The 12068-nt window shown below is 72.9% G+C and carries 10 protein-coding genes; 7 read left to right on the top strand and 3 right to left on the bottom strand.

Going from position 1 to position 12068, the window contains the following annotated elements; genetic code table 11:
* Positions 1-37: 37 nt before the first annotated feature.
* Together MUU72_RS01180 and MUU72_RS01175 are read right to left on the bottom strand one after the other, a co-directional pair.
* Entirely contained in the window at positions 38-715 is a 678-nt protein-coding gene (locus tag MUU72_RS01180) for a uracil-DNA glycosylase (RefSeq protein WP_248011160.1), read from the bottom strand.
* A gap of 55 nt (positions 716-770) precedes the next feature.
* Positions 771-1856 (bottom strand): WD40/YVTN/BNR-like repeat-containing protein, encoded by a 1086-nt coding sequence (locus MUU72_RS01175; protein ID WP_248011159.1) that lies wholly within the window; start codon positions 1854-1856, stop codon positions 771-773.
* Positions 1857-2364: 508 nt separating this feature from the next.
* Here MUU72_RS01175 and MUU72_RS01170 point away from each other — a divergent pair.
* The 5 genes from MUU72_RS01170 to MUU72_RS01150 all read left to right on the top strand — a co-directional run bounded on the left by MUU72_RS01170 (position 2365) and on the right by MUU72_RS01150 (position 8484).
* The gene (locus MUU72_RS01170) at positions 2365-3468 is read left to right on the top strand and encodes an NADH:flavin oxidoreductase/NADH oxidase (RefSeq protein WP_248011158.1); all 1104 of its coding nucleotides are present in this window, start codon (positions 2365-2367) and stop codon (positions 3466-3468) included.
* Between the two features lie 642 nt (positions 3469-4110).
* Complete coding sequence (locus MUU72_RS35540; RefSeq protein ID WP_248011157.1) at positions 4111-4425, top strand: IPT/TIG domain-containing protein; 315 nt, start codon at positions 4111-4113, stop codon at positions 4423-4425.
* Positions 4426-5117: 692 nt separating this feature from the next.
* Entirely contained in the window at positions 5118-6350 is a 1233-nt protein-coding gene (locus MUU72_RS01160; protein ID WP_248011156.1) for a glycosyltransferase, read from the top strand.
* Between the two features lie 365 nt (positions 6351-6715).
* Positions 6716-7117 (top strand): hypothetical protein, encoded by a 402-nt coding sequence (locus tag MUU72_RS01155; protein WP_248011155.1) that lies wholly within the window; start codon positions 6716-6718, stop codon positions 7115-7117.
* Positions 7118-7623: 506 nt separating this feature from the next.
* The gene (locus MUU72_RS01150; RefSeq protein WP_248011154.1) at positions 7624-8484 is read left to right on the top strand and encodes an IPT/TIG domain-containing protein; all 861 of its coding nucleotides are present in this window, start codon (positions 7624-7626) and stop codon (positions 8482-8484) included.
* A 96-nt stretch (positions 8485-8580) separates the two neighbouring features.
* On the opposite strand, the gene MUU72_RS01145 is transcribed toward MUU72_RS01150, so the two are convergent.
* On the bottom strand, positions 8581-9588 hold the full coding sequence (locus MUU72_RS01145) for a tyrosine-type recombinase/integrase (protein WP_248011153.1): 1008 nt from the start codon (positions 9586-9588) through the stop codon (positions 8581-8583).
* A gap of 847 nt (positions 9589-10435) precedes the next feature.
* Between MUU72_RS01145 and MUU72_RS01140 the strand changes: the two genes are divergently transcribed.
* Both MUU72_RS01140 and MUU72_RS01135 read left to right on the top strand, forming a co-directional pair.
* Positions 10436-10642: a DUF5988 family protein gene (locus MUU72_RS01140; RefSeq protein ID WP_282503472.1), complete on the top strand. Its 207-nt coding sequence runs from the start codon at positions 10436-10438 to the stop codon at positions 10640-10642.
* A gap of 73 nt (positions 10643-10715) precedes the next feature.
* Positions 10716-12050 (top strand): beta-ketoacyl synthase N-terminal-like domain-containing protein, encoded by a 1335-nt coding sequence (locus tag MUU72_RS01135; protein WP_248011151.1) that lies wholly within the window; start codon positions 10716-10718, stop codon positions 12048-12050.
* The last annotated feature ends 18 nt before the right edge of the window (positions 12051-12068 follow it).

Below are 12068 nucleotides of genomic sequence, written 5' to 3'. Positions count from 1 at the left end.
CGGCACACTATCGCCCGGCACCGGCGGGGAGCCGGGGTCAGGGCAGGCGCCAGTCCACCGGCTGGGCGCCCTGCCGGACGAGCAGGTCGTTGACGCGGCTGAACGGGCGGGAGCCGAAGAAGCCGCGGTCGGCGGACATGGGGGAGGGGTGGGCGGACTCGACGGCCGGCAGGTCCCCCAGCAGCGGGCGGAGGTTGCGCGCGTCGCGGCCCCACAGCACCGCCACCAGCGGCCCGCCGCGCGTCACCAGGGCCCGGATGGCCTGCTCGGTGACCTGCTCCCAGCCCTTGCCGCGGTGGGCGGCGGGCTTGCGCGGGGCCGTGGTCAGCGCGCGGTTCAGCAGCAGCACGCCCTGGCGGGTCCACGGGGTGAGGTCGCCGTTGGACGGCCGGGGCAGTCCGAGGTCGGAGTGCATCTCCCGGAAGATGTTCTCCAGGCTTCCGGGCAGCGGGCGGACGTCCGGCGCCACGGAGAAGCTCAGTCCGACCGCGTGCCCCGGGGTGGGGTAGGGGTCCTGGCCGACGATGAGGACCCGTACCTCATCGAAGGGTTGCTGGAAGGCGCGCAGCACATTGCTGCCGGCCGGGAGATAGGTCCGGCCCGCGGCGATCTCGGCGCGCAGGAAGTCGCCCATCGCGGCGATCTGCCCGGCGACCGGCTCAAGTGCCTTGGCCCAGCCTGGTTCGACGATGTCATGGAGAGGTCGTGCAGCCACGGGGTCACCCTACTGGCCGATCCCGGCTGCCCTTCAACTCCCGGCCACCGGCGCCTCATGCCACCACCGCCGCCCGCACGCACAGCACGTCCGGCAGGTGGGAGGCGAGTTGCCGCCAGCTGTCGCCGTCGTCGGCGCTGGCGTAGAGCTCGCCGTTGCGGTTGCCGAAATACACCCCCGCGGGGTCGGCGTCGTCCACGGTGAGGGCGTCCCGCAGCACCGTGCCGTAGTGGTCCTCCTGGGGCAGGCCGGCGCTCAGCGGCTCCCAGCCGGCGCCCGCGTCGCAGGTGCGGAAGACCCGGCAGCGGTGCCCGGCCGGCACCCGGTCGATATCGGCGGTGATCGGGAAGAGGTAGGCGACACCGCCTCTCCGGGGGTGCGCGGCGACCGCGAAGCCGAAGTCCGAGGGCAGGCCGCCGCCGATGTCCGTCCACCGCGCGCCGCCGTCGTCGCTGCGGTAGACGCCCCAGTGGTTCTGGAGGTAGAGGCGGTCGGGGTCGACCGGATCCCGCGCGACCTTGTGGACGCACTGGCCGAACTCCGGGTGCTGGTCGGGCAGGAAGACCGCCTTGACGCCGGTGTTGGACGGCTCCCAGGCGGCGCCGCCGTCGCGGGTGCGGAACACCCCGGCCGCGGAGACCGCGACGGTGACCGCGGCCGCGTCCCGCGGATCGGTGACGACGGTGTGGACCGCCAGACCGCCCCCGCCCGGCACCCATCGCTCCCGGCTCGGGTGCTCCCACAGCGGCCGGACCAGCTGGAAGGTCTCCCCGCGGTCCTCGGAGCGGAACAGGCCGCCCGGCTCGGTGCCCGCGTAGACCACCTCGGGCGCGGCCGGGCCCGCCGGGTGCAGCTGCCACACCCGCTCCAGCGACGCCCCGGTGTCCTGCGGATATCTGATCGCCGGGCGGGCCGGCTCCTGCCAGGTCTCACCGAGGTCGTCGGAGTGGAAGACGGAAGGCCCCCAGTGCGCGCTGTCGGCTCCGGCCAGCAGCCGCGGCCGGTCCCCGCGGGTGTCGATCGCGAGGGAGTAGACCGCTTGAGCGGGGAAGTGCGGGGCGCTCAACTGCCATGCGCCGCGCCGCCGGCGGGCGAGGAACAGTCCTTTGCGGGTGCCCACCGCGAGGAGTACGTCTGTCATGCCGGAACACCTCCAAGACGCCGTTGTCTCAGCTGTCGTCAGTGTGCACCCGGCCACTGACAACGGCGTCCCGCGGCGGTGTCCGCGCAGGTCAGACGGCGCGGTGGTACGGCGGCAGGTGCACGGCGGCGCCGAGCCCGCGCGCGGCGTGCCGGGCAGCACCGCACCTGGTAGCCGGGCCGCGCCGCGATTCCGCCTTCCGGGGCGCCGCCGCCGGCGTCCTCGTCACCACCCGCATCGCCGCACGTCAGGCAGGTTTGTTCGGGACCGGGCCGATGCGTCGGACCGGTCAGCGGTGACCAGGTCCGCTCGGCCGCACGCTGACCCCTCGCCGACTTGCCTGATGGGCCGTCACGCTGAAGGGGGTGGCGTAGAGGCGATCCGGCCGCCCACGGGTCCCTGGATGGCGGCCTTGTACGAAGGGTGTCGTATTTCGAAAGGCTTCGTAGTACGGTGTGCATCGTACAAGGCGCGGCCGAGCCGGCTGCCCAGGTGAACGGAGTCCTTTGTGAGCGCCCTCTTCGAGCCGTTTCGGCTTCGGTCGTTGGTCATCCCCAACCGGGTGTGGATGGCCCCCATGTGCCAATACAGTGCTGAGGCGTCCGGAGCGGAGGCCGGCGTCCCGGGGGACTGGCACCTCGCCCACTACGGCGCACGGGCTGCCGGCGGTACGGGCCTGATCCTCACCGAAGCCACCGCGGTCAGCCCCGAGGGCCGGATCAGCCCCTACGACCTCGGGCTGTGGAACGACACCCAGGTTGCGGGGTTCCGCCGGATCACCTCCTTCCTCAAGGAGCAGGGCACGGTGCCCGGTGTGCAGCTGGCGCACGCCGGCCGCAAGGCGTCCACCGAGCGCCCCTGGGTGGGCCGCGGCCGTCCGGTCCCGCCCGGTGAGCAGTACGGCTGGCAGCCGGTCGCGCCCAGCCCGCTGCCGTTCGATGACGGGCACCTGACCCCGGACGAACTGACGGTGGAGGGAATCCAGCGGGTGGTTCAGGACTTCGCCGCCGCGGCCCGACGGGCTCGGGAGGCCGGATTCGAGGTGGTCGAGGTGCACGGCGCCCACGGCTACCTGATCGGTGAATTCCTGTCCCCCCACACCAACCACCGCACCGACGCCTACGGTGGCTCCTACGAGAACCGGACGCGTTTCGCACTGGAGGTCGTGGACGCGGTGCGAGCCGTGTGGCCCGAGGAACTCCCCGTCTTCTTCCGGATTTCCGCGACCGACTGGCTGACGGAGAACCCTGAGGACGAGCGCGAGGGCTGGACGGCCGACGACACCGTGCGGTTCGCCCGCGAGCTGACGGAACACGGCGTGGACCTGCTGGACGTGTCCACCGGCGGCAACGCGCCGAAGGCCCGTATCCCCACCGGCCCCGGGTACCAGGTGCCGTTCGCCGAGCGGGTCCGGGTCGAAACCGGACTTCCCGTGGGTGCTGTCGGCCTGATCACCGAAGCGCGGCAGGCTGAGAAAGTCATCGAGAACGGCCAGGCGGACGCCGTGCTGATCGGCCGCGAACTGCTGCGCAACCCCTATTTCGCACGGCATGCCGCGCGGGAACTCGGCGGCGAAGCGGCCGAACCGGCCCAGTACCACTGGGCCACCTGAGCCGGCGAGGGCGCCACGGTACGCGGTGACACGTGGTCGCGTCGGCGGATGCGTTGGGGATGGTCCCGATTGCGCGCGGGGTGGGGCCGGCCTCGGCCGAGGGGCGGCCCCGGTCGCGCAACCTTCGCGCGGGGCCATACGGGTGACAAGGCTTCGGGGGCGTTGCCCGGCTTGCCGCCCTGGTGGGTTACTGGGTGCGTCCAATCCGGTGAGCCGCCCACTTCTCCGGGGGAGCAAGTGACGGCGGTCCCTGTTCGCTTCCCGGTTTGGAGCACCACCCCGCACCGGTTCGACGGCGATGCCGCACAGGATTCCCCGGCGAAGGACGTGCTTCCGCCGCCCGTGCGTCCCACTGGCCAGGCGCGAGCACCGGCTCGCATGACCGCCTGGGGGCATCATGCCAACTGCTCGTGCTGTTCGCTCCGTGCCCGTGCTGTGCTGCCTGACCGCGGGACCGGTCGTCGCGCCGACCACCGCCCATGCCCACGTGCCTGTGCTGTGCAGCGAGAGCGCACTGGTGGCCGCCGTCAACGCGGCGAACGCGGCCGGCGGGGACACCTTGGCGCTGGCTCCCTTCTGCACCTACGCGAGCTCACCGTCACCGTGCCGGCCGGTACGGGACCCGGGCCGGACGGCGTCAGCGTGACCACCGCGGGAGGCACCCACAACGGGTTGTCGTACACCTACGTCGACGCCCCCACCATCACCTCCCTGACGCCCACGGCCGGGCCGACGTCCGGTGGGACCGCGGGGACCATCACCGGTGCCAACCTGACCACGATCCAGTCGGTCAGCTTCGGCGGGGCCCCGGTGCCGTTCGATGCCATCAGTGACACCACTATTTCGGCCGTCACGCCGCCCGGTACCGCCGGCGCCGCGGACGTCGTGGTCACCACGACCGGCGGGTCCGTCACCGCCGCCGGTGCCTTCACCTACACCGCAGGGCCCGGTATCTGACGCCCGGGCTGCTGAGCCCGGCCACCGGCCGGGCCGCGCGGGGACCCGTCCGCCCCTCCACCCCCCCCCGGGGGCGGGTCCCCGCGCCTTCTTCTTCTCCATGACACCAGGCCGCCCCCGTCCGGGCCAGGTACGGGCGTCGGCCTTCCGCTGACAAGAGGAGCCGATTCCCGTGAGCCCATCCCGGCACCCGTCGAGTCCCCCGACCCTGTCGACCGTCCCGCCGCCCGCGCCGTCCTTCACGGTGGCCTCCGACACCCAGCTCACGGCGGTGGCCCCGGCGGGTTCGGGGACCGTGCAGATCACGGTGACGACGCCGGGCGGGACCAGCAACCGGCTGGCGTACACCTACGTGTCGGTGCCCGCGGTGAGCGGCGTGCGCCCGAACCAGGGGCCGCCCTCCGGTGGGGACACGGTGACCGTGACCGGCGCGACTTCACCGGGGCGACTGCGGTCACCCGGTCGGTCACCGCCCCGGTGGAACCAGCGCCGCGCTGACCTGTACCCGCGTCCCGCCACCCGCCCTCTGAGCCAGGGGCGTCGAGCGGCCGCACAGGGCAGCCGGACGCGCGTCCGGTGCCGCGCCACACGCGCGGCGGCGGGGACCACGGTGACGGGGCGAACCGCCCGGCCGGCTCCGGTCGCCGGAACCGCCGGGGGAACAGGAACGGGTCGGCCGAGAGGAGGTGGCCGTGCGCACGCTCATAGCCTCCGCCGGTTCGTACGGGGACGTCGCCCCGTACACCGGCCTGGGGATGCGGCTGTCGGCGGCCGGGCACGAGGTCGTGGTCGCGACGCACGAGCGGTTCGCCGGCCTGGTCCGCCGGTGCGGGCTGGGCTTCCGGCCGCTGCCGCTCGACCGGGGGACAGCGGCGGGCGCCCCGCACGGCGGGCGCCCCGCCACGGCCCGGCCCGGCCTGTCCCGCATCGCGCAGATACGCCTGGTGCGGGACCTGGGACCGGTGATGGCCGACGCCTTGGTGGATGCCTGTGCGGACGGTGCGGAGGCGCTGCTGTACTCCAGCAGCCTGGCGCCGCTGGCTCTGGTGGCGGCAGAAGGATCGGGACTGCCCAGTGCGGGGGTCTTCCTCCAACCCCTGGCGCCCACCCGGGAGTTCCCGCCGGTCATCCACCGCGTCCCGCCGCTCGGCCCGCTGGGCAACCGGGCGGCGGGCCACGGTGCCCAGGCATTGCTGGACCAGGTCTTCGCCCCGGCGGCGCGGTACCTGCGGCGGCGGCTGGGCGTGACCGCGCGGGCCGTCGCGCTGCGCCGGGCGACGACGCCCGTGTGCCACGGCTTCAGCCCCAGGGTGGTGCCCAGGCCCGCCGACTGGCGGCCGGGCATGGAGGTGGTGGGGTACTGGTGGCCGGCGGCGGAACCTGACTGGACACCCGACGCGGGGCTGGCGCACTTCCTGCGCTCGGGTCCGCCGCCGGTCTTCGTCGGCTTCGGCAGCATGGCGCCCGGCGACCCCGAGGACCTCGGCCGGCTGGTGGCCCGTGCCCTGCGGCTCGCCGGGGTGCGCGGGGTGGTGCAGACCGGGTGGACCGGGCTGGCGCTCCGGGGTGCCGATGTGCTGACGATCGGCGAGGTGCCGCACGCCCAACTCCTGCCGCACATGGCGGCGGTGATACACCACGCGGGAGCGGGCACCACCGGAGCCGGCCTGCGGGCGGGGGTGCCGGCGGTGCCGGTGCCGATGATGCTGGACCAGCCGTTCTGGGCCGCTCGCCTGACGGCCCTCGGGGTCAGTCCCGGCGCGGTGCCGCTGCGGCGGCTCTCCGCGGAACGGCTGGCGGAGGCCGTGCGGCGGGCCGTGGGCGATCCGCGGTACCGCGAGCGTGCCCAGCACCTCTCCGCGCTGATCGGCGCGGAGGACGGGGCCGGGGGCGTGCTGGCCGCGGTCGAGCGCATGGTGCGCTGAGCCGGTGCGGGCCGGCCGGGGCCCGGCGGCTGCGCGGCAGCGTGCGGACACGGTGTCACGAGGACGGTTCCGCACGTCAACTCCCCTGTGTCCTAAGCGACTTGGTCCGATCGGGTGAAGTGGGGCCATTCCTTGACGCGGTGGGTGCCTGGCTTGGTTAACTGGGGCCCATCCGAACCGGCGGGCCGCCCACCCTGTCCCGGGAAGTCGGCGTCCGACACCCGCCCGCTCGCACCCCAGGAGCCGTTCCTCTGGCGGCCGTTGCCCACTTCCCCGCGCAGTTCCTCGGTGAGAGGGACCCGGCGTCCTCCGGTACCCACCTGCCTTGCCGCTCGGCGAGGACACCTCCGCATGGGAGTTCCACCATGAACCGCATCCGCATCGCCGCCAGCACGGCCGTCGTCGCGACGGCCCTCGTCCTGGGCGCCGCCCCCGTCGCCTCGGCCGCCCCCGCCCGGGTGGCCGCCTCGGCCTGTGTGACCGACCTCCAGGCCGCGCAGACCTCCAACAACGCCGCCATCTCGGCCGACCAGCTCAACAACACCTCGGCCGCCCGCACCGCCAACCTGTCCACCGCGACCTCACTGCTCTCCGCCGTGGTGGACTGCCTGGGGCAGCCTTCGGCGGTGACCGCCAATGTCCTCACCGCGACCACAAGCAACGCGGCCGCGGTGGTGTTCAACCTGCTCGGGGCCTCGGCCGCCGCCCTGGACTCGGAGCGGTCGACGGCCTCGGCGCTCACCCAGGCGCTCGCCAACGCAAGCTGACCCCTGCATGAGCCGTTGAGTGCCCGGGCCCCAGGCCCGGGCACTCGCGCTGTCCGCACCCGTCACCGCGCTGTCCGCACCCGTCACCGCGCCCCGCGCCCGCCCGCCGCGGGCCGTCACGGCCGTGCCGCGACCGACCCCACTTCCGGTGGACCGGTTGTCACGCCACCGGGATACGCGCTGAGCCGAACGAGTGGCTCTGCGTCAACGGCATTGCCTGCCGAAAACCCTTCTGGGTTACTGGTGATGCCTGGTTGGCGGGCCGTCCATCCCCCTCGGGCTTCAGTGGTCGGCCGCCCCCTCCAGTCCCTGTGTGCAGGGCTGTGCAGGAAGCCCGGCAGCGTGACGGGCCCCGTACCTCGCGAGTGCGAGCGGGCCCTGACCGCCCCGCCGGTGTTCCCCCGCCGGTACGGCCGGCTGCTGTCCGTGCCCGGACCTTCGGCTCACGCGCCACCTCGGTCGCGAGCCGGGCCGGGCGACAAGCCGCAGACAGCAGGAGGACTCCCATGTCCACATCCACACCCCAACTCACCCCGCAGGCCCAGCTCCAGCTCCCCCCGTCCCCGGCGTTCCCGTTCCCGTTCCCGGGCTTCGGCCCGGTCCTGCTCGCCGTGCTGCCGAACTCCGGCCCGGTCGCGGGCGGTAACACGGTGACGCTGTTCGGTCTGGGACTGGCGGGCACCACCAGTGTCCTGTTCGGCAGCACGCCGGCGACCATCATCGGGCAGGACCCCCTGGGGCTGACCGTCACGGTGCTGGCACCGGCCCACGCGGCCGGTGCGGTGCAGGTCACCGCCACCAACGCGGTAGGGACCAGCAACCCGGTGACCTACGTGTACGCGGCGCCGCCGGTCCCGCACGCCACGGCGATCATCCCGACCAGCGGCCCGGTCGCGGGCGGCATCCCGTTCACCATCATCGGTACCGGACTCCAGAACGGGACCGTCACGTTCGGGGGCACTCCGGCGACCGTCCTGGGCACCGACCCCACCGGCATGTTCCTGATCGGCATCGTTCCGGCCGGGCCCGTCGGCGGCGGCAACGTCCCGGTCGTGGTGACGACTCCGGGCGGCACCACCACCGTCCCCGGCGGGTTCACCTACCTGCCGGCCGTCCTGCCGCCCACCGTCACCATCCCGGTCACGCCGCCGGCCGGTGCCGCGGGCGCGACCTTCACCATCACCGGCACCAACCTCACCGGGGCCATCGTGATGTTCGGTGCGGTTCCCGCCACCGGGGTCACCGTCAACGGGACCGGGACCGTCATCACCGGCACCGTCCCGCCCGGGACGCCCGCGACGACCGTCCCGGTGATCGTCACGACCCCCGGCGGCACCGTCAGCGCCGGAGCCTTCACCTACGTGTGAGGTGAGGGCCCTCCCCAGGCCCCGGAGAGCCGCGGCCCGGCGCCGTACGTGACGGGGAGAGCACGGTGAACACCTCCGGTCCGGCCCCCGCCCCGCTCAGGGACGGGGGCCGGACCTCTGCGGCGGCACCCCCGGCGCGGCCTCCCGCACCGGGCGCTCCTCCGGCGGGAGATAGCGCCGGAGCCGGTCCGGCGCGGGACGCTCGGCCACCTCGTGCAGTACGGACAGCGGCACCCCGGCGGCGGCCAGCCACGTCAGACCGGTGGGCCGCAGATCGTGGCGGAGCAGGAACTCGTGCCCGAGCTCCACCACGGCCTCGTCCCAGTCGGTCGCCTGCCTCAGCAGCGGGGTGGAGAACCGGCCACCGCACGGTGCGGTGAACAGCCGGGCCTGCGGGGAGTGGCGTGCCGCCCGGAGCCTGCCGGCAAGCAGTATCCGGGCCGCGGGCCGCAGCGGCACCGCGCGCCGGCTCCTGCCCCGGCACGCGCAGTCGCTCAGGCCGCCCGGCACGGAGACGGTGTGCCGGCACACCTGCCAGGTCCAGCTGACCGGGTCGATGTCCTGGGCGCGCAGGGCGGACACTTCGCTGAACCGGGCGGCCGTCCAGGCCGCGAAACGCACGATGTCGCCCCAGCCCTCGTAACCGTCCGCGGACCGCCGGACGAGCCCGGCCGCCAGGCGGTCGAGGGCCGCCGGTCCGGGCAGCGCCAGGGACCGCGGTGCGGTCCGTTCGTGCTGGGCGCGCTGGTACTCCCGCTGCCAGCCGACGATGCGGGCGGGGTTGGCGTCGAGCAGACCGTCCCGCACGGCTTGTTCCAGGACCCGTACCAGCACGGCCAGGCTGTTCTTCACCGTCGACAGACCACACTCGTCGGCGATCCAGCCGTGCAGTGCGCGGTTGACGGCCCGCCGGGTCATCCCGTGCACCGGCACGTGCCCCAGACTGGGCAGGACCCGCAGCCGCCACCCGGCCTCGTACGGGCACATGGTCAGCGGCTCCAGCCCGCGCATCGCCGCCGTCCACCGGCATTCCCCGTACTCGGCGAGTGACATCGTGCGGCCGGCCGCCGCAGGGGAGGGCTCGTGCGAGTAATCAATCGTCATTCTTGAATAGCCCTTGTTCTCATGGGAGTTGTGGCCGGGACGCCTGCCGGGCTGCCGGGCCGGCGGGCTGGCGGGATTTATTCGTACGGAAATGGAACCGGAGTGCGGCTATCGCCGGGAAATGTTGACGAGAGCAACTATATGTGCAGCGGCCGGCCTCCAGTTTTCGAATGCCCAGTGCCGAACTGCCCAGTGCTGAACCGTTGGTGGAACAGCTCTTCCCTTCGCCGTGGAGTCGAGGCGCGAGGTAGGGCGAGGCCAGGTCGGTCATGCGTGAATTAAAAGCATCCACCAATGCCGGTGCGCAAGTTGGTCGGTGCGTGTTCGCGGTCTTTCGCGCTGCTCCGAACGGGTGGGCTTAACGGTTGACTGTTGTAGCCCGACCGGCGCCCGTGGATAACTGGTTCGCATCCAACCGGTGGGCCGCCCACCCTCTCCGGGGAGCGGTATCCGATCTGCTCGTCGGCCCGGCCCAGTGCCTGGTTGCGGGTCAGCCCGGTGCCGTATGGGCGTCCCCGGCAGAGGGCTTTGGATCCGTCGGCCGGTGCCGGATTCCGGCACCGGCCGATCGGCCCCACCTCAGCCAGGGGCGTGCGATCGAATTCCCCGCGTGGTGGCCGATGCCCAGGATGCCACGCCCGACAGCGGACACCGCTTGCACCGCTGTTGACGGCCGTTGGCCGACGCAGCTCCGCGGTACGCCCGGCGCAGCCCTCGTCGCCCTTCCGGCAGCCGCCGCCCCCGCGGTGACCTCCGCGCAGGTTCCCCCACCGCACTCTGCACCGCCATCGGCCCGCAGCCCGGCCGGGGCCCCGGAAATCCTGCGAAAAGAACCCCGGAGTGGACCATGCCACGGAAAAGCATCGTGATTCTCGTCGACGAGCCCGGGGGGACAGCTCTTCCCCGCATCTCCCCGGACGAAGTCCGGGATCCGGTACGCCTCGTGCGCGGCAGCGGTTACGAGCGTTTCGAATTCTACGGCGAATACGCGGAGCTGGACGGTGAACAAGTCCCCGTGTACCGCTGGCGTTACCGCACGTCTATCGCCGAATAGGCGTCGCGCTCCACCGAAAAATCATTTCACCGGGGACGGACCTGACGATCCCCGTGAGGGACGGAGTCCTGCCATGAAGCCACAAACCACGTACCCCGAGGACCACGACACCGGCCGCCGGGCCGTGGTGACCGGTGTCGGTTTCTGCCTCCCCGGCCTGAGCGGACCGGTTTTCACGGCCGATCAGGCATGGGACGTCGCCGCGAACGGCCGGTCGTGCCTTCAGTACGACGAGGTCTACTACGGCACCGTCGACCTGACCCAGGAAATGTTCGACGAGCACTTCCCCGACCTGCCGCCGTTCTTCTCCCGCCATTACACCTCGGCGCACCGCTACGGCATGCTCTCGCTGGCCCATGCCTGCGAGGACGCCGGTCTGGACTTCCGGGGCGGAGAACTCGGCGATGCCGCCGTTCTGGTCGGACGCGGGGGAGTGGACGCGAACATCGACAGCTATCTGTCGGTGCTCCGCGCCGACCCCGCGACGACCAGCGCACCGGAAGCCATGGAACTTTTCGTCGCGGCGCAGCAGGCGGTGACCCCTTCCGACGTCGCCCTGGTCCAGTCGGCGCTGCTCCGCTCCAACGGCCCGGTCTACACCGTCTCGTGCGGCTGCGCGTCGTCCGCCGTGCAGATCGGCCACGCCCGGCAGATGATCACCCGCGGTGAGGCCGACATCGCCGTGGTCACCGGCGTCGACGTCTTCAACGTGCAGCTGATCCAGAACATCCAGCGGCTGCTGCACGGGGCCCAGCAGACCTACGAGTCCGTGCGGACGCCCGGGATGCCCGACGCGGTGCCGTCGTTCCTCTCGCTCATGCGCCCCTACGACCGCCGGGCGAGCTCCATCAACCACGGCGAGGGCTCCGCAACACTGATCATCGAGAGCTGGGACCACGCCGTCCGGCGCGGTGCGCACCTCTACGGCCAGATCCTCGCCACCGCCATGACGCGCGACGGCCTGGCCAACCCGCTCGCGTGCGACGAGACCGGCGGCGAACTGGTCGCCGCCGTCCGCCGCTGCCTGGGCGACCGGTGGGACCTGGGCAACATCCCGTACGTGCACGGCGGCAGCGACGGCAATGTCGTCGTCACCGCCTTCGAGGCCGCCGCCGTCCAGGAGCTGTACGGGGCGGGCAGGACCCCGCTGGTGACGTCCCAGGAGGGCTGCTTCGGCCACAACGGCGCACCGGCCGGCTGCGTGGGGGTCGCCCTGACGCTGATGATGATGGAGCGCGGCCAGGTCTGTCCCACCGCCAACTGCGAGCAGCCCGCCGACGTGCTGACCTTCGACCCCGTGCCCGGGGTGCGGCCCCGCCCCCTCGACTTCGACTACGCGCTGAGCTTCAACTACCAGGTCGGCGGGGTCAAGAACGCCATCCTGCTCGGCAGCACACAGGCCGTGTGACCGCGGACCACGCCAACG

The organism is Streptomyces rhizoryzae, from assembly GCF_023155275.1.
In the GTDB taxonomy this organism is placed as follows: domain Bacteria; phylum Actinomycetota; class Actinomycetes; order Streptomycetales; family Streptomycetaceae; genus Streptomyces; species Streptomyces rhizoryzae.
Note: the sequence above shows the minus strand (reverse complement) of the source record. Positions and strands in the feature narration are given on the sequence as shown.